This is a genomic window from Bradyrhizobium guangzhouense, from assembly GCF_004114955.1.
Lineage (GTDB): Bacteria > Pseudomonadota > Alphaproteobacteria > Rhizobiales > Xanthobacteraceae > Bradyrhizobium > Bradyrhizobium guangzhouense.
Genome location: NZ_CP030053.1, coordinates 2,313,110 through 2,331,300 on the forward strand (window position 1 = coordinate 2,313,110; position 18,191 = coordinate 2,331,300).

The window sequence follows — 18,191 nt, forward strand, 5'->3', positions numbered from 1 at the left end:
CATGAGCAGACCAGCCAATCCCGTCACCGTGCCACTCGCGGACTATTCGCCGCAACATTTCCTGCTGGCCGTTGTCGAGGGCGTTGCCACCGTGACGCTCAACCGCCCGGAGCGGAAGAATCCGCTGACATTCGAGAGTTATCGTGAGCTGACGGATTTCTTCCGCGCGTGCGCCTTCGACGACGCGGTCAAGTGTATCGTCGTCACCGGTGCCGGCGGCAATTTCTCGTCTGGCGGCGACGTGTTCGAGATCATCGGCCCGCTCGTCAAGATGGATACCAGGGGTCTGACCGCCTTCACCCGAATGACCGGCGATCTGGTCAAAGCGATGCGGGCCTGCCCGCAACCGATTGTGGCCGCGGTCGAAGGCATCTGCGCCGGCGCCGGTGCAATCATCGCCATGGCGTCGGATATGCGGCTCGCTGCGAGTGGAGCCAAGGTGGCGTTCCTGTTCAACAAGGTCGGCCTTGCAGGCTGTGACATGGGCGCCTGTGCGATCCTGCCGCGGATCATCGGGCAAGCTCGCGCCTCCGAGCTGCTCTACACCGGCCGCTTCATGACCGCGGAGGAGGGTGAACGGTGGGGCTTTTTCAGCCGCATCGTGACGCCGGAGCAGGTGCTGCCCCAGGCCCGGCTGCTGGCCACGCAGATTGCGGAAGGGCCGACGTTCGGCAACACGATGACCAAGCGCATGCTGGCGATGGAATGGGCGATGTCGGTAGAGGAGGCGATCGAAGCGGAGGCCATTGCCCAGGCTCTGTGCATGACGACGGCCGATTTCGAACGCGCCTTTCAGGCCTTCGCCAACAAGGTCAAACCGGTCTTCAGGGGCGACTGAGCGGCGGTTTCGGCCGCAAAATTAAGCCTAAGCCCAAGAGCGTGGCCGAGGGCGGGGTGGAGGCGACAAAGCCGCTTGCGGCGGGGGGACCGACCGTGCGACGTTCGCCCCGTTGCCTGTGTATCGAGTGGAGTTGAGGGCGATGAAGGCGATTATCGTCGGTGGCGGTATCGGTGGTCTCACCACGGCTTTGATGCTGCGGGCTCGCGGCATTGGATGCGAGATTTTCGAGCAATCCGATACGATCCGCGAACTCGGCGTCGGCATCAACACGCTGCCGCACGCCATGCGAGAGCTCGCCGGCCTGGGCCTACTGCAGAAGCTAGACGACGTCGCGATCCGTACTGACCAGCTCTACTACCTCAACCGCCACGGCCAGGAAGTCTGGCGCGAGGCCCGTGGCATCGACGCCGGCCACGACGTGCCGCAATTCTCGATCCATCGCGGCCGCCTCCAGGGCGTCATCCACCGCGCCGTCGAGGAGAGGCTCGGACCCGAAGCGATCCACACCGGCTGTCGGCTCGGCGCCTTCACCCAGGACGAGGGCGGTGTTACCGCATATTTCTTCGATCGCGCCGGTGCGCACATCCGCACCGTGCGCGGCGATATCCTGATTGGTGCCGACGGCATCCATTCGCGCGTGCGCGACACCCTGTTTCCGAACGAGGGACCGCCGTGCTGGAACGGTCTGATGCTTTGGCGCGGTGCGCGCGATTGGCCGCTGTTCCTCACCGGAAAATCGATGATCGTGGCCGGTGGCCTCAATGCCAAGGTGGTCGTCTATCCAATCGCCGAGGGATCGAGCCCGGCGAGCCGTCTCACCAACTGGGCGGTGCTAGTGAAGGTGGGCGAAGGCAATGCGCCGCCCCCGCGGAAGGAAGATTGGTCACGGCCGGGCCGGCGCGAGGAGTTGATGCCGCATGTCGCGCGCTTCTCGGTGCCTTACATCGACGTAAAGAGCCTAATTTCGGCGACGCCGGAGTTCTATGAATATCCGACTTGCGACCGTGATCCCTTGCCCTGTTGGTCGTCCGGACGCGTCACGCTGCTCGGCGATGCCGCGCATCCCATGTATCCGGTCGGCTCCAACGGCGCCTCGCAGGCGATCCTTGATGCGCGCTGCCTCGCCGACGCGCTTGTTCGTGCCGAGCATCCACGCCAGGCGTTGATTGAGTATGAGAAGAAGCGCCTGCCGATGACGGCGGAAATCGTGCGCTCCAATCGCCGTGGCGGGCCCGAGGGTGTGATTGACGCCGTCGAGCAGCTTGCGCCCGACGGTTTTGACAATGTCGATAACGTGCTGAGCTATTCCCAGCGCGAGGCGATCGTGCGGGGTTATGCCAGCAAGGCGGGCTTCGCCGCGGTCCCGGGACTTGCGGCGGTGCGCGCCTAAACCGCGCTCTTAGCCGGCGCCGGGAGGCGGCGGCAAGAAGTGGATGTTGAACTCGGCGGCCATCGCTACCACGTCCTCCGGCTTCTGTTCCTTCATGTTGTGAAGGCCCCAGAACAGGTCGAACAGCTTTTTGGTCGGCGACACCCAGAACAGTACTTTTGCGGTTTGGTCCGACTTGTTGAAGATGCCGTGTGGCACGCCCATGCCGAGCCGGATCAAGTCGCCGGGCGTTGCCTGCGCCTCTGAATTGCCGAGCACGAAGTCGAGCTTGCCCTCCAGCATGTAGAGATATTCGTCCTGATCAGGATGAATGTGTGGCGGCACGAATGTGCCCGGCGGCAATGTCGCGTGCCAGGAGAAGCTGTTCTCGCTGTTGCTCTTCGGCACATAGGTCTGGCCCAGGATGTTCCAGGAAATGCCCTGGATGCCCTCATTGGCCCGCGTGATGCCGGTGATTTCGCTCTTCATGGTATTCCTCCCTTAACGCGACGCGCGGCCTTAGTTTGCCGCCTTGCAATCCTTGGCGTAACGGTCGCCGTAGTTCTCAAAGACCTTCTGGACGATCTCGGTCTGGAACTTGCCGTCCGGACGCTTGGCAACCTTGGTCAGGTAAAAGTCCTGGATCGGATAGCCGTTGGTGTTGAATTTGAACGAACCGCGCAACGACGTGAAGTCCGCCTTCTTCAAGGCAGTCCCGACGGCATCCTTGTTGGAGAGGTCGCCCTTCACTCCCTTGACCGCGCTGTCGATCAGCATCGCTGCGTCATATCCCTGCATGGCATAGGTACCCGGCACGCTGTTATAGGCGGCCTCGTAGGCCGCGACGAACTTCTTGTTCTGGGGATTGTCGAGATTGGGCGCCCAGTTCGCGCCGCCAAACATGCCAACAGCCGCGTCCTGCTGCGCGGGCAGTGTCGATTCATCGACGGTGAAAGCTGAAAGCACCGGAACGCTGTCAGCAAGGCCGGCCTGCTTGTACTGCTTGACCAGATTGACGCCGAGGCCACCTGGCATGAACGTGAAGAGAGCATCGGGCTTCTGCGCCGAGATCTTGGAAAGCTCGGGCTGGAAGTCCAGCGTGTTGAGCGGCATGTAGGATTCTTCGACAATCTCGCCCTTGTAGGCGAGCTTGAAGCCGGCGACCGAGTCCTTACCGGCCTGATAATTCGGCACCATCAGATACATGCGCTTGTAGCCGCGATCCTGCGCGACCTTGCCCAGGACCTCGTGGACCTGGTCGTTCTGATAGGACGTCACATAGAAGAACGGGTTGCAGTCCTTGCCAGCGAATGTCGACGGACCCGCATTCGGGCTGATCAGGAAGGTCTTGGATTCCGTGACCGGACGGTGGATCGCCTGAAGGATGTTGGAGAAGATCGGTCCGACCACGAAGTCGACCTTGTCACGCTCCAGCAGGCCCTTGACCTTGGTCACAGCCGCATCCGGCTTGAGCTCATCGTCCACCACGATCACTTCGACATCACGGCCCCCCATCTTGCTGCCGAGATCCTTCACCGCGAGGGCAAAGCCGTCACGAACCTGCTGACCGAGCGCGGCAGCCGGTCCGGAGAGGGTCACGATCACGCCCAGCTTGATCTTCTCTTGTGCGAGGGCAGGGCTCATCGCGGTGCCGAGGACAAGTGCGGCTGCGGCCAAGGTCAGTTGCGTCTTCATGATCAATCCCCCGATTGCGCCTGCACTGCAAGCTGCGTACTCCGTGCCAAGCTTATGCCGATGATGGCGTTCGCGGCAAGCCAAGCTCAAGGTCGCCGTCGTCGTGCGGGGAGCGGCGCATGCAAGCGGCGCGCCAATTATTTGAAGCCTAAAGAAATCCGCGCTCGGTCGATTGTTGTAGCTTTGGGCTTGCGGCCGGCGTCGATTTATTTGAAGCTCAAAACGTTGGGGAATCCTGGGTGGCGCAAATGCCGACCGTGAGTGATTGCATCGAAATGCTCGATTCCGAGACCAAGGCCGTCGAAACGCCGGAGGATCATGCCGAAGAGCTCCGGCTGTGGTTGCGTCTGCTCACCTGCACGACCCTGATCGAAGGCGAGGTTCGCGGCCGGCTGCGGCAGCGCTTCGACGTCACGCTGCCGCGTTTCGATCTGATGGCGCAGCTCGATAAGGCGCCCGACGGCATGACGCTGTCTGACGTCTCCAAGCGCATGATGGTGTCCAACGGCAACGTCACCGGTCTCGTCGAACGCCTCGTGGAATCCGGCCATCTCGACCGGCGCACCTCGGAGACCGACCGCCGCGTTCAGGTCATCCGCCTGACGAAGCTCGGTCGTGCCGAGTTTCGCAGGATGGCTGCAGAACATGAGACCTGGATCGCCGATCTCTTTGCCGACCTGACGCCCAAGGATGTGCGGGAGCTGATGCGGCTGCTGGCCAAGACCAAGGCGTCGGCGCAGAAATCTGCCGCGCGTCGCAAGCCCTGAATCCAAGGGCCGAGGCGCCTCCAATCCCCACCTTGCCGTAGGAAAATGCATGGGATCCCCAAAATCCGCTATTGCGCAAAATTGTTTTAAGCCTAAAATGTTTTCTGTGAGTGCTGCCGGGTGCTTTCCATGCGCAAAGGAGCGTGCGATGGCCAACGCTGCCAAGGTTCATGTCTCGGGCTTGCCTGGCGGCGACGCCGCAAGCGCCCATGTCGATACATTCGCGCGGCAGCATCTGCCGCCGCCTGACCTTTGGCCGGAATTCATCTACACGCGACCGGAGCTGCGCTATCCGGCGCGATTGAATTGCGTAAGCTATTTCCTCGATCGCTGGGTCGAGCAGGGGCACGGCGATGCGCCCTGCGTCATCAGTCCCGCCGTCAGCTACACTTATCGCGAATTGCAGGAGCTGGTGAACCGCATCGCCAATGTGCTGGTCGGCAAGCTCGGACTCGTCACTGGTGGCCGCGTGCTGCTGCGCTCCGCCAACAGCCCGATGATGGTCGCGGCCTATCTCGCGGTGATCAAGGCCGGCGGCATCTGCGTGGCGACGATGCCATTGTTGCGCGCCAAGGAGCTATCCTATCCGATCCAGAAGGCGGAGATCACGCTCGCGCTCTGCGACGGGAAGCTCTCCGACGAGATGGAGAAGGCAAAGCTGGCCGCGCCCGGACTCAAACAGGTGGTCTATTGGGGCAACGGTGCTTCCGACTCGCTCGAGGCGCTGATCGCGGATGCGGGCCCTGAGTTTACGGCGGTTGATACCGCCTCTGACGATATCTGCCTGATTGCATTCACGTCGGGTACAACAGGCGATCCCAAGGGCACCATGCATTTCCATCGCGACATGCTGGCAGTGTGTGACGGCTATGCACGGAACATCTTGCGGGCCGGGCAGAAGGACCGCTTCGTCGGCTCGGCGCCGCTTGCATTCACCTTCGGTTTCGGAGGCGTACTGTTCCCGATGCATATCGGTGCTTCGTTTGTCGTACTGGAGAAGACGACGCCCGATGACATCCTCTCGGCGATCGAACAGTACAAGACGACAATCTGCTTTACGGCGCCGACAGCTTACCGCGCTATGATCGGCAAGCTTCCGGGTCGCAACATTTCTTCGCTTCGAAAGTGTGTCTCCGCCGGAGAGACGCTTCCCAAGCCGACATTCGATGCATGGCTGAAGGCCACTGGTATCAAGCTGATGGACGGCATCGGTTCGACCGAGCTGCTACACATCTTCATCAGCGCGACTGAGGACGAAATCCGCCCCGGTGCGACCGGCAAGCCTGTTCCCGGCTATGAGGCGAAGATCGTCGATGATGACGGCAACGATTTGCCGCCGGGTACGATGGGGAAGCTCGCTGTGCGCGGGCCGACCGGCTGCCGTTATCTCGCCGACGAGCGGCAGCGCAAATACGTCCAGAACGGCTGGAACATCACCGGCGACACCTATCTGATGGATGGCGACGGCTACTTCTGGTACCAATCGCGCTCCGACGACATGATCGTGTCAGCCGGTTACAATATCGCTGGTACGGATGTGGAAGCTGCGTTGCTCACGCATCCTGCTGTCGCCGAGTGCGGTGTCGTCGGTGCGCCGGACGAGGCGCGCGGGATGATCGTGAAGGCCTATGTCGTAGCGGCATCCGGTGTGACGCCGGATACAAAGCTCGCGTCCGAGTTGCAGGAGCATGTCAAACGCGAGATCGCGCCGTACAAGTACCCGCGCGCGATCGAGTTCGTGACACAGCTGCCGAAGACCGAGACCGGCAAACTGAAGCGCTTCGCCTTGCGACAACTGGCGCAGGCGGCCGAGACATCCTCAGGAGTCGCGGCAGAATGAGACGAGGAATCAGGAATTGTCCGTGACAACGCCGAAAGGCCCGCAGCTCGCGGTACTGCCGAGCGCCGCCGAAGATGCCGCGAGCCCGAGGGCTCAGGTGCTCCAGCCTTCCGGCTGGCCGATGCCGAAGGGCTATGCCAACGGCATGGCGGCCGAGGGACGCATCGTCGTCACGGGTGGTGTGATCGGCTGGGACGCGCAGGAGCGGCTCGTCGACGGCTTCGTCGCGCAGGTGCGCCAGACCCTGAGCAACATCGCCGAGATCCTGGCCGAGGCCGGCGCGCGGCCCGAGCATCTGGTGCGTTTGACCTGGTACGTGGTCGACATGGAGGAATACCTGACAAGCCTGAAGGAACTCGGCAAGATCTATCGCGCCGCATTCGGTACGCACTATCCCGCGATGGCGCTGGTCCAAGTCGTGCGTCTGGTCGAGAAGGCGGCGCGCGTCGAGATCGAGGCCACCGCGGTCATTCCTCGCTGAGTTGGTTCTCGCTCAGGCTTGCCATATCAGCTTGCTTTGGCGAGATCGTCATCCTCGGGCGAGTTCAGATAGACGCCCGACATGGTGTCGACCCAGCAGAGATGGTCGTGCACCTTTTTGACGCCCTCGACGTTCTCGGCGGCGACGACTGCAGCCTGTCGTGACCGCTCCTCGGTGATGACGCCGCTCAAGTGGACGATGCCGTCGCGCACGATGACGTTCAGCCCGAACGGGCACCAATCGTTCTTCTCCATGGCATCGATGATGCGGCCGCGGATGTGATCGTCGTCGGCGGTCGGGTCCGGCACCTCGCGCGCGAGCCCAGCGACGGCCTGCAACAGGTTGGCGCGCGAAACGATACCCACGACCTTGTCCCCGCGAACCACCGGCAGGCGCTTCACGTTGTTTCGTTCCATCAGGTCAACGATCTCGGCAAGCGCCGTATCCTCGGTGATGGTTAGGGGCGATGCAGTCATCACCTCGGAAACCTTGCGGCCGTGCTCGTGGACGAAGTCGCTGGCCGATTTGCCGGGCCCGAGGATGAACCGCAGCCACCTTCCGCGCTTGCGCCCGGTACCAATCTCGCTGCGCCGGATGAAGTCGCCTTCCGAGACCACACCGACCAGCTTGCCGCCGTCGTCGACTACAGTGAGGCCGCTGACATGGCGCTTCAACATGATGTTGGCCGCTTCGACGATGCTGGTGTCCGGCGTGACTGAAATAACCGACCGGGTCATAATCTGGTGGGCGCGCATGGGGTACTCCGCTAGCTTGTCAAATTTTGATAGCGCAAACCTAGATCGCGTCCGGCGGTATGGTTTTGACGCATGTCAAGCGATGAGCTCGGTTCGTGCCGGTTGAGCCAATGTGATCAATCTCTGCAATTGATGCAGCTCAACGATTCGCGGGCGAGAGGCCATATCCTGCTACAGAAAGACCAGAAGCACATGAGAATCGTTGGCCATGAGCGTTGTTCAGATCCTTCCTCGGACCGAAGAGCCGGTGTTGCCAGCGTCATCCGTTGAGTCGGTTGTCGGTGTCCCCCCGTCTGCGACCAATACCCAGCTACCCGCCGAGATGTCGGCCGCGGAGCCTGCGTCTGACCGTTATCTTTTAGACCGCATGTTCCATGCGGCGCTGGCGCGTTACACGGGCGGAATTTCGCCGACGGCCCTGATGCTTGCCTGGCTCGATTGGAGTTCCCATCTCGCGTGGGCGCCGCAGCGGCGGCTGGAGATCGCCAATAACGTCGTTCGTGATAGCGGCCGGTTGCTGGAAGCGGCCATGCACGTGACGTCAGCGGGGCTAGAGCCCTGGTCCGCGATCCGGCCGGAGAAACGGGACCGCCGTTTCAAGGAGCCGCAATGGGAGACGCCGCCCTTCAATCTTCTCGCACAGGCGTTTCTGCTTTGCGAGCGCTGGTGGCACGATGCCACGACCGGTGTGCGAGGCGTCTCGCGTGCGAACGAAGCCATCGTCGAATTCTCGATGCGGCAGATCCTAGATATGCTTGCGCCGTCGAACTTCGCAGCAACAAACCCGGAAGTGCTGGAAAAGGCGTTTCAAAGCGGCGGAGAGAATTTCGTCTTTGGCTGGCAGAATTGGTACGGCGATTTCATGCGGATGCTCTTGGCCGCAAAGCCTGTCGGGAACGATCAGTTTGTCGTCGGCCGGACAGTTGCGGCGTCGCCTGGCAAGGTCGTCTATCGCAATGCTCTGATCGAACTGATCCAGTATTTTCCAACAACCGCAAAAGTGCGCCCCGAGCCGATCCTGATCGTGCCGGCCTGGATCATGAAATACTATATCCTCGATCTGTCACCGCAGAATTCGCTGGTCAAATTTCTCACCGATCAGGGCTTTACCGTGTTTGCGATTTCCTGGCGCAATCCCGATGCCAGGGATCGGAATGTTGCGTTCGACGACTATCGCAAGCTGGGGGTGATGGCCGCGCTGGATGAGATCGGCCGAATCCTGCCCGGGCAGAAGGTCCATGCGCTTGGCTATTGCCTTGGTGGCACATTGCTGTCTATCGCCGCCGCAGCAATGGCGCGCGATGGCGATGACCGTATCGGCACCGTCACGCTCCTGGCTGCACAGACCGACTTCACCGAGGCCGGCGAGCTGACGCTTTTCATCAACGAGAGCCAGGTCGCCTTCCTTGAAGATATGATGTCGCAGCGGGGCTATCTGGATACGGCACAGATGGCCAGCGCGTTCGCGCTGCTGCGTTCAAACGACCTGATCTGGTCGCGGCTGTTGCACGACTACCTGATGGGCGACGCGGCGCCGCCGAGCGAACTGATGGCTTGGAACGCGGATGCAACGCGATTGCCCTATCGCATGCATTCGGAATATCTGCGTAAGCTGTTCCTTGATAATGACCTCGCCGAAGGACGTTACCTTGTGGGAGGTCGGGGCATCTCGCTGTCCGACATACATGCGCCGATGTTCGTGGTCGGTACGATCACCGATCACGTGGCGCCGTGGCGATCCGTGCACAAGCTCCACTATCAGGTCGATGCTGACCTGACCTTCCTGTTGACAAGTGGTGGCCACAATGCCGGCGTCGTCGCACCGCCCGATGAGCCCGGTCACAGCTATCAGGTGATGACCAAGGCTGCGGACGCGCCCTATGTCGGCCCGGACGAATGGCTGAAGCTGGCCCCTCATGTCGAGGGATCCTGGTGGCCGGAGTGGACCCGCTGGCTCGTCGCGAGGTCCGGCGCGCTCTGTGATCCGCCGCAGACCGGATATGGAGACGTCAGCGGCCTGCCGAACGCCCCCGGCGACTACGTGCGCACCTAATCCTCCGGCTCCGCATCCGGCGTTAGATCGGAGGAGCGGAACGGCTCGGCTCTGTTCAGCTTGCGGTACGCGGTCGATGCGGTCTGCAACAGCTTCCTTTCCCGCTTGCGGTCGAGAAAGCGAATGCCGGCTTCGGCAAGCGCCTCGTCCAACGAGGCGGCCAGCGTCTGGCCGCGCGCATCATCGTTCAACTGTCCGAGGGACTTCTGCGCCTTGCGCAATTGCTTGAGGATCGATTTCTGCTTCGCCAGCGACCTGTCGGCGAACAGATCCTCCAGCGATTCGATCGAATAGGTCAGCCGCTTGTTGAGAATCCGCAGCTTGTGCCGCTTCTCGACGTCAAGCTTGCGCAGCTTTTTGGCCTTCCTGAGTAGCGTCTTTTCCCATTCCGCCAGCTGTGCCGTTGCATGGTCGGCGAGCGGGCAGCGGCGTAGCCTGATGGCCACTTTGCTACGGCGCGTCGACCAGGGGCCGCCCTCGATCCAGCTCGAGGTCTGTTCAACCAGCCGACGATATCGTGCCGATTGCAGCGCACGCGCCAGCAGGCGATGGCTCTCGGCGCGCTTCTCGTCCCAGTGCTGGAGCTCGGCGATCACGGCGAGCTCGCCGCCGGTCTCGGCCACGATGCGTTCGATGGCGACGTCGAGGTCACGCACCATGCCGAGCTGGCTATTCAGCCATTTCAATTCTGCCCAGACTTTAGGGCGTAGCGCATCGTCGACCATGGGTGAAAAGAAGCGAATTGCAGTCCGCAAATGCGTCAGCGCGATTCGGATCTCGTGCAGCGCGTCCGGATCGCCACGGCAGGTGCCCTCATGCTGGGCAAGCACGGCCGCGAGGTGGCGGCGTGCGATGATACGGAAGGCCGTATCGCAAGCCATGCCGGGGCTCAGGCGGCCGGGCAGAGCGTTCCGACGCGCTGCCGCCTTCGTATCGGCCGTTGCCTTCGAACTCCTGGTAAGTCGCACCATCCTAGCCCGCGCCAATCAGATTGCCTTACCAGCCCTTAGCGATCGCGTCCCGGCAGTTCTGGAGCGTTTGCGCTTGCGTTCCGGATGCGTCGATGGTCGCCCAACCGATCTGGCCGATATTATATTGCTCTTGCAACGCGGCAACCTCTTGCGTGGCATCCGATGCATCGTTGCGGCGGCCGCCGATTCGGGCTTGCCGGGTCGCAAGATCCGTGACCAGGAAAAGGCCGGTGAAAAGCACGCTGCAATCCCGGGCCAGCTTGACGCACGCGTCTCGTTCGAAATCCCGGGCGAACACGCCGTCGACGATCACCGAATGGCCCTGAATCAATACACGGCGGGCGCGCTCGGCCAAGGTCGCGTAAACCCGCTCGGCAAGCTCGGGCGTGTAGGCGGATGGTGGCAGCCGGTCCGTGTCTGCGACCCCGAATAGCTGCTTGCGTATGACATCGCTGCGCAACACGACGGCGCCCGGCTGCGGCGCTACGGTCGGCGCGAGTGCGTGCGCCAGAACCGTTTTGCCGGTGCCGGACAGTCCACCCACAGCGACCAAACGGGGAGCAGAAGGCCGGATCAGCGTCCGGGCCAGGTCGAAATAGCGGCGTGCCTCGTCAAGAATGCCGGCATCGTCGGGGTGCGACGGTGTCAGCCGCGCCAGCGCCACCTGGGCGCGAATTGCCGCGCGAATGGACATGAACAGCGGCAGCGCGCCGAGCGCGTCGAGATTTTCGGACGGAGTGGCGGCAAGATACCGGTTCAGGACGACGTTGGCTGCCAGAGGCTGATCATGGTGCAACAGATCCATGAGTGCGAATGCGAGATCGTAGAGCACGTCGACGGTCGCCATCTTCTCGTCGAACTCGATCGCGTCGAACAGCACAGGCTGTTGTTCGATCAACACGATATTCGCAAGATGCAGGTCGCCGTGGCAACGGCGGACGAAACCCTGGCGTGCGCGTTGTTCGAGAAGTGGACGAATACGCTGGAACGTTCTGTGCGAGTCAGTTGCAAGCTGCTCGATCTCCGCGGCTGGGGCATGATCGCCGCTGCGCAGGCCGTTGCTGTTTCCGTCGATCAGCTCCGGGATTGAGGAAACCCATGCCTCACCCTGAGCGGAAGTCACTGCCGCATGCGATGCCGCGATCGCATCGGCGATGGACGATGCAAGGCTCGCATCGAACTGTCCGGCTTTCGCCAAATGGTCCAGCGTGCGGTTCTCGTCGAAACGTGACATGTGGACGGCATACTCGATCGGCCGGCCGCGGCCGTCGACTTTCACCGAACCGTCCGGTTCTTCTGTGATGGCCACGACGCGATGATAGATCTGTGGCGCATGCGGCCGATTGATCCGGAGTTCCTCTTCGCAGGCCGCTTTGCGTTTTTCGAGTGTTGAATAGTCGAGGAACGGAAACTTGACCGCCCGCTTGATTTTCAGCGCGCGGGACCCATCGAGGAAGACCGAAGCAGCATGCGTGTCGATCCGCTTCGCACCAGCATGCGCGGTCAGTGCCGAGAAAATCCGCTCCTGGGTCGCAGAATAGTCTGTCATTCCTGCCGGCATCTTGCTGATGGGCGTCCCAAGCGGTCCGGCCGCAAACCAACGTAACTCTTAACCGGGGAGTGCGACCAGTCCTTGACTTCCGTCAAGGACTGGCGTCGGCTGGCAGAGCCGAGTTTTCCCGGCTTGAGGAGGATCAAGCGACCGGAGCAAGGGCGGCCTATCCTGAGCGGCAAGGAGAATTCGATGCCCATCAAGGACGTCTTTCTGCCGCTGTTTGGCGAGCCGCGCGATCCTACGCTTGCCGCGATCGAGAAGTGCGTCGCCGTTGCTGCCGATCTCGGCGCCAGGATCACCGCGCTCGCGCTCGAAGACGATGCCTTCGTGCGGCCGAAGGTGGTGTTCCCCGATGATCCCGGGCCCGTGGAACGCGCGCGCGAAGCGAGCAACATGCAGCAGCTTCTGAACGCGTTCACCAATGCAGCTTCGCGTGCCGGCATTCGCGCCCAAAGCCGATCGGCCGGCGTGTCGGCCGACCAGATCGCGTTGACCTTGGCCGCGCAAGCGCGCTTCAGCGACCTCACCTTGATCCCTGTGAAGCCGCATGACAGCCGAACCGAAAACATCGTCGAAACGTTCCTGTTCCAATCTGGCCGACCCCTGTTGCTCTGTCCGGAGCAACATGTGGAGACGCTGCGGCCGGAGTTTGAGAGCGTCATGATCGCTTGGGACCATTCGGCGCGAGCTGCGCGCGCGGTCGGCGACGCATTGCCGATCCTGCAAGCCGCCGCTTTAGTGCGTGTGATCACCGTAGCGGATATGAGGCCGCAGCGATCACGCAATCTGGCCACAGTCTCGTCCATCATCTCCGGGAACACGGCATTTATGCATCCTTCGAAACGGTGCAGGAGGGCGGGAGCTCGATCGGCAAGGTGCTGGGGAGCTGGGCGCAATCCCATGCCGTCGACGCCATCGTCATGGGCGCCTATCACCATTCGCGCCTGAACGAGACCGTCTGGGGCGGCGTGACCAAGACGGTCATCGGCCAGCCACCATGCTGGGTGATGATGTCGCACTAGCTGCGTTTCAACCCATATCCGGGGTAGCATCCTAGCTGTCGGACCCGTTGCCCGATCGGACAATTGTGATCATGTCGACTTACCGCCTGAAGAATCTGCTGTCGCCCCAGTCTGTCGCGCTGGTCGGTGCAAGCTCCCGTCCGGTTTCCGTCGGGCGCGCGGTCCTGCAGAACATTCGCAAGGCGGAGTTCAAGGGGCCGTTCGGCCTGGTGAACCCGCGCCACGCGGCGATCGACGGCATGGCCGCGGTGAGCAGCCTGGCGCAACTGTCCTTCGTACCTGAACTCATCGTCGTCACCGCGCCGGCAGGCGCGATTCCCGACATCATCGATCAGGCCGGCCGTCTTGGCTCGGCCGGCGCCCTGATCGTTTCAGCGGGGCTCGGCCACGGACCGGGATCGCTTGAGGCGGCCTCCATCGCCGCCGCTCGCAGATACGGCATGCGGTTGATCGGCCCCAACTGTCTCGGCATCATGATGCCCGGCACAAGCCTCAATGCGAGCTTCGCGGCTCATATGCCGGCGGCAGGCAACCTTGCGCTGATCTCGCAATCGGGCGCGATCGCGGCCGGCATGGTGGACTGGGCCACGCAACGTGGCGTGGGCTTCTCGGGCATCGTCACGATCGGCGATCAGGTCGACGTCGACATCGCGGATCTGCTCGATTATTTCGCGATGGACCACAAGACGCGGGCGATCCTGCTCTACATCGAGTCCATCAAGGACGCGCGAAAATTCATGTCGGCGGCGCGTGCCGCCGCGCGCGTGAAGCCGGTCGTTGTCGTCAAGTCCGGCCGCCTGGCGCAGGGGGCGAAAGCGGCGGCCACACATACAGGTGCGCTCGCTGGCGCCGACGCGGTCTATGATGCGGCCTTCCGCCGCGCCGGCGTCCTTCGGGTATCCGATCTACGCGAGCTGTTCGATTGTGCCGAGACCCTGGGCCGGGTCGGGTCGCCCGCGGGAAAGCGCCTTGCGATTCTGACGAATGGGGGCGGCATCGGCGTTCTCGCGGTTGATCGGCTCGCGGACCTCGGCGGAATTCCTGCGCCGATGACAGCGGAGACGCGCCGACGGCTCGACGCGGTGCTGCCGCCGGCCTGGTCAGGCGCAAATCCCGTCGACATCGTCGGCGACGCGGATGCGCCGCGTTACGCGGCAGCGCTCGAAGTGCTACTCGAAGATCCCGGCAATGATGCGGTCCTGGTGCTCAACGTGCAGACTGCGATCGCATCGGCCGCTCAGATCGCGACGACCGTGACCGAGCTCATCGGAAAATATCGCGAGAAGCACCGCAGTTGGGCCAAGCCCGTGCTTGCGGCCTGGGTCGGGGCTGATCAGGAGATCACCGCGACGCTGTCCGCCGCCGGCATTCCGAACTATCCGACTGAAGATGATGCGGTGCGCGGCTTCATGCACATGGTCCGGCATCGCGAGGTGGTCGACGAGTTGAGTCAGGTTCCCCCGGCGATGCCCGACTCATTCGTGCCCGACATCGCCGCTGCGAAGCAGATCGTCACGACGGCCATCTCTGACGGACGCAAATGGCTGGAGCCCGTCGAGATCAAGCACCTGCTTGGCTGTTATGACATCGCCATGGTGCCGACCTATGCGGCTGAAAATGTCGAGGAGGCGATCGGATATGCGGAAGGGATATTCGCGCGAGGCGCCACCGTCGTGCTCAAAGTTATGTCGCGCGACATCCTGCACAAGTCCGACGTCGGCGGTGTCGTTCTTAATCTAACAACGACGGAAGCAGTACGCGCGGCCGCCGTCGATATTATCGCGCGGGCGAAGACATTGCGGCCCGAAGCCCGCATTGATGGCATCATTGTGCAGGCGATGGTCGTCAAGGCCAAGGCGCGTGAGCTGATCTTGGGTCTCGCCGATGATCCAACTTTCGGCGCCGTCGTCGTGTTCGGCCGCGGTGGGACGGCGGTAGAGATCATCAATGACAAGGCTCTTGCGCTGCCGCCGCTTGATTTACAGCTTGCCCGTGATCTGATTGAGCACACACGGGTGTCGCGATTGCTGCGTGCCTACCGGGACGTGCCGGCCGTCAAGCAGGACGCCGTCGCTCTGGTCCTGGTCAAGCTGGCGCAGATGGTGGCAGATGTTCCCGAGATCCATGAGCTCGATATCAACCCGCTTCTCGCTGATGAGTCCGGCGTGACGGCCGTCGATGCGCGCGTGGCCGTGGGGCCGCCGCAACGGAAATTCGCGGGCTCGGGGCCTGCGAATTTTGCCGTCCGCGCCTATCCGTCGCAATGGGAGCGTCGCCTTACGCTCAAGGACGGCTGGCACATCTCGGTGCGGCCCTTGCGTCCCGAGGACGAGCCGACCATTCACAAATTCCTGCGCCACGTCACGCCTCACGATCTTCGCTTGCGATTCTTCGCGCCGATGAAGGAGTTTACCCATGAGTTCATCGCGCGGCTGACCCAGCTCGACTATGCGCGGGCCATGGCGTTCATTGCTTTCGATGACAGCAACGAGATGGTCGGAGTGGTGCGATTGCACTCGGACTCGATCTACGAGAGAGGCGAATACGCGATACTGCTGCGGTCCGACCTCAAGGGCAGGGGTCTCGGCTGGGCTTTGATGCAGCTGATCATCGACTATGCCAAATCGGAAGGCCTCAAGAGCATCTCGGGTGACGTGCTCAAGGAGAACGTCGTTATGCTCGAGATGTGCCGTCAGCTCGGCTTCGAGATCAAGCCCGATCCGACCGAGCCTGATATCTGCGACGTACGGCTGAATCTCTAAGGCGCGTCGCTACGAACGCGCATCGGACGTTACGTCTGCTGCACTCTCTTTGGCGGTCTTCCGCATGTTCTTGACGATGATCGCGATGAGCGGCACCAGCACCGGCACGATCGTGTTGAGCGGATGATGGACCGCGCCCGTCAATTGGGTCTGAAACGCCCGGGCTTCGACTTGAAGGGCCTCGATCGATGTGTCGTGGATTTCATTGGCAAGCTCGATGTCGCGGCCTGACGGCGGGCGCCCGGCGAAGATGAACAGGACCGCAGCGATGGCGAAATTGATCGCTCCGAGGATGGCCGCCGCGGCGATCGCACTCCAGATCTGGACAAGGGCGAAGTAGGCCGACAACTCCAGCATCAGCAGACCAAATGCGGCGATCAGTGCCGCGAAGGCCCGCATCCCAAGCCCGACCAGCAGGTGTCGCAGTCGGATATCCGCGATGATCCTGTCGGTGCGCCACAAGGCGCGCAGATGCTTGACCACATTCTCGGTATTCACTTAATGCCTCCTCAGCATGAAGCCGACCACGACGCCGAGCGCAAAGGCGGAAGCGAGTGAGGCGACCGGGCGCTCCGTGATCAAGTCATGGAGCTGCTCCTGCTCCTCGCTGACGGTTTCGCCGAGTTCGGCCAGCGCCGCCTTGATCTGATCAGCGAGGATCTCCGCACGGTCCTTCGAACTCTCGAACATCTGCTCGCCAGCCGTGCTCAGCAGCCGGGCGACGTCCACCTTCAACGTTCGCAGTTCTTCGCTCATCCTGTCGCTGTCGAACATGGATTTGATGTCTCCATTGAATGAAATGAGCCTAAGTCGCGCCGGTGTGGACGCGCTTGATTTGCGTCAAGCGGCGCGCGTGGTCTTGAGACAGGTCAAATCCTCCGTCACATGCTGGCATAGAAACAACAGCTGAATGGGACCAGATTGTCCCGATGAGGTGGAAGCGTGAACCCGGAACCGCTGTTGCTGGCGACGCCGTCTGGCGACGTTCTAAGATTGCGCCCGGAAGGGCCCTGGACGGCGGCGAATGTGACGACGCTCGAGACATTGTCCCGCTCGGTCGGCGCAGAGGTCGATCGATCCAGAGCCGTGACGCTGGACATGTCGGGCATCACGGCCCTCGATACGCTCGGTGCCTGGATCCTGGAGAAGATGTCGCGCAGGGTTGCGTCCTCCGGCAGGCCAGCCGAGATCGTGGGTGTGGCCGATCATTTCAGCGGGCTGCTGGAGGAAGTGCGGCAGGTCAATCATCACACGGCGCCGCCAGCGGCCGCCTCCAACCCCGTCCTGCTAAGGCTGAACGACCTCGGCAAGGCCACGATCGGTGCCCGCGAAGATATCGCGGTCTTTCTGCAAATGCTGGGCGCCCTGTTCGTGGCAGTGGTCGGCGTCTTACGGCGGCCCCGCTCGCTGCGTCTGACGTCGCTGGTCTACCAGCTCAACCGGATCGGGTTGCAGGCGATTCCAATCGTCGTCCTGATCACCTTCCTGATCGGCGCGATCATCGCCCAGCAGGGATTCTTTCATTTCCGCAGGTTCGGCGCGGAGTCCTACACAGTCGACATGGTCGGCATCCTTGTCTTGCGCGAGCTCGGCGTACTGATCGTCGCCATCATGGTCGCCGGACGATCGGGAAGCGCCTATACCGCCGAGCTCGGCTCGATGAAAATGCGTGAAGAAATCGACGCGCTGGCGACCATGGGACTCGATCCCGTCGACGTCCTGATCTTGCCGCGCGTGGCTGCTCTGGTCATCGCACTGCCCATTCTCGCCTTCATCGGATCAATGGCCGCGCTCTATGGCGGCGGTCTGGTTGCACAATTCTACGGCGACATGGGGCCGGCGATCTTCATCGCGCGGCTGCATGAGGCCATTTCCGTGACCCATTTCGAGGTGGGGATCCTGAAGGCGCCGTTCATGGCGCTGGTGATCGGGATCGTCGCCTGCAGCGAAGGATTGCGCGTCAAGGGGAGCGCGGAATCGCTTGGTCGGCAGACGACGACATCGGTGGTCAAGTCGATCTTCCTGGTGATCGTACTGGACGGCCTGTTTGCGATCTTCTTCGCGTCGATTGGAATGTGAC

The 18,191-nt window shown here is 62.3% G+C and carries 15 protein-coding genes and 1 pseudogene; 9 read left to right on the plus strand and 7 right to left on the minus strand.

Annotated elements, in window-relative coordinates:
• Position 1 precedes the first annotated feature (1 nt).
• Both XH91_RS11140 and XH91_RS11145 read left to right on the plus strand, forming a co-directional pair.
• Positions 2-838, plus strand: coding sequence for an enoyl-CoA hydratase family protein (locus tag XH91_RS11140; RefSeq protein ID WP_128950644.1), 837 nt, complete (start codon positions 2-4; stop codon positions 836-838).
• Positions 839-980: 142 nt separating this feature from the next.
• On the plus strand, positions 981-2,231 hold the full coding sequence (locus XH91_RS11145) for a flavin-dependent oxidoreductase (protein ID WP_128950645.1): 1,251 nt from the start codon (positions 981-983) through the stop codon (positions 2,229-2,231).
• 9 nt (positions 2,232-2,240) lie between these two features.
• Here the strand turns inward: XH91_RS11145 and XH91_RS11150 are convergent, their stop codons facing one another.
• Complete coding sequence (locus XH91_RS11150; protein ID WP_128950646.1) at positions 2,241-2,699, minus strand: cupin domain-containing protein; 459 nt, start codon at positions 2,697-2,699, stop codon at positions 2,241-2,243.
• 30 nt (positions 2,700-2,729) lie between these two features.
• On the minus strand, positions 2,730-3,905 hold the full coding sequence (locus tag XH91_RS11155; protein WP_164934125.1) for an ABC transporter substrate-binding protein: 1,176 nt from the start codon (positions 3,903-3,905) through the stop codon (positions 2,730-2,732).
• A 248-nt stretch (positions 3,906-4,153) separates the two neighbouring features.
• Here XH91_RS11155 and XH91_RS11160 point away from each other — a divergent pair, with 248 nt between their 5' ends.
• The 3 genes from XH91_RS11160 to XH91_RS11170 all read left to right on the plus strand — a co-directional run bounded on the left by XH91_RS11160 (position 4,154) and on the right by XH91_RS11170 (position 6,993).
• On the plus strand, positions 4,154-4,672 hold the full coding sequence (locus XH91_RS11160) for a MarR family winged helix-turn-helix transcriptional regulator (protein WP_164934124.1): 519 nt from the start codon (positions 4,154-4,156) through the stop codon (positions 4,670-4,672).
• 148 nt (positions 4,673-4,820) lie between these two features.
• Positions 4,821-6,512 (plus strand): benzoate-CoA ligase family protein, encoded by a 1,692-nt coding sequence (locus XH91_RS11165; RefSeq protein ID WP_128950648.1) that lies wholly within the window; start codon positions 4,821-4,823, stop codon positions 6,510-6,512.
• Between the two features lie 22 nt (positions 6,513-6,534).
• Positions 6,535-6,993, plus strand: a complete 459-nt coding sequence (locus XH91_RS11170) for a RidA family protein (protein ID WP_128950649.1) — start codon at positions 6,535-6,537, stop codon at positions 6,991-6,993.
• A gap of 26 nt (positions 6,994-7,019) precedes the next feature.
• Here XH91_RS11170 and XH91_RS11175 read toward each other — a convergent pair whose 3' ends face one another.
• Positions 7,020-7,748 (minus strand): CBS domain-containing protein, encoded by a 729-nt coding sequence (locus XH91_RS11175; RefSeq protein ID WP_128950650.1) that lies wholly within the window; start codon positions 7,746-7,748, stop codon positions 7,020-7,022.
• Between the two features lie 322 nt (positions 7,749-8,070).
• Here XH91_RS11175 and XH91_RS11180 point away from each other — a divergent pair, with 322 nt between their 5' ends.
• Positions 8,071-9,801, plus strand: coding sequence for a PHA/PHB synthase family protein (locus tag XH91_RS11180; RefSeq protein WP_430648554.1), 1,731 nt, complete (start codon positions 8,071-8,073; stop codon positions 9,799-9,801).
• On the opposite strand, the gene XH91_RS11185 is transcribed toward XH91_RS11180, so the two are convergent.
• Positions 9,798-10,772, minus strand: a complete 975-nt coding sequence (locus tag XH91_RS11185) for a CHAD domain-containing protein (RefSeq protein ID WP_128950652.1) — start codon at positions 10,770-10,772, stop codon at positions 9,798-9,800. The two genes, XH91_RS11180 and XH91_RS11185, sit on opposite strands and share 4 nt — an antisense overlap.
• Before the next feature lie 25 nt (positions 10,773-10,797).
• The gene (locus tag XH91_RS11190; RefSeq protein ID WP_128950653.1) at positions 10,798-12,321 is read right to left on the minus strand and encodes a bifunctional aminoglycoside phosphotransferase/ATP-binding protein; all 1,524 of its coding nucleotides are present in this window, start codon (positions 12,319-12,321) and stop codon (positions 10,798-10,800) included.
• Between the two features lie 195 nt (positions 12,322-12,516).
• Here XH91_RS11190 and XH91_RS11195 point away from each other — a divergent pair.
• Both XH91_RS11195 and XH91_RS11200 read left to right on the plus strand, forming a co-directional pair.
• Positions 12,517-13,349, plus strand: a pseudogene (locus tag XH91_RS11195) (universal stress protein).
• Positions 13,350-13,420: 71 nt separating this feature from the next.
• Positions 13,421-16,111: a bifunctional acetate--CoA ligase family protein/GNAT family N-acetyltransferase gene (locus tag XH91_RS11200; RefSeq protein ID WP_128950654.1), complete on the plus strand. Its 2,691-nt coding sequence runs from the start codon at positions 13,421-13,423 to the stop codon at positions 16,109-16,111.
• 9 nt (positions 16,112-16,120) lie between these two features.
• Here the strand turns inward: XH91_RS11200 and XH91_RS11205 are convergent, their stop codons facing one another.
• Together XH91_RS11205 and XH91_RS11210 are read right to left on the minus strand one after the other, a co-directional pair.
• Complete coding sequence (locus tag XH91_RS11205; protein WP_128950655.1) at positions 16,121-16,609, minus strand: phage holin family protein; 489 nt, start codon at positions 16,607-16,609, stop codon at positions 16,121-16,123.
• Positions 16,610-16,885 carry a hypothetical protein gene (locus XH91_RS11210; RefSeq protein WP_128950656.1) on the minus strand — a complete coding sequence of 92 codons (276 nt, stop codon included), beginning with the start codon at positions 16,883-16,885 and terminating at the stop codon, positions 16,610-16,612.
• A gap of 168 nt (positions 16,886-17,053) precedes the next feature.
• Between XH91_RS11210 and XH91_RS11215 the strand changes: the two genes are divergently transcribed.
• A complete protein-coding gene (locus XH91_RS11215) occupies positions 17,054-18,190 on the plus strand; it encodes an ABC transporter permease (protein ID WP_128950657.1) in 1,137 nt (378 codons plus the stop codon).
• The last annotated feature ends 1 nt before the right edge of the window (position 18,191 follow it).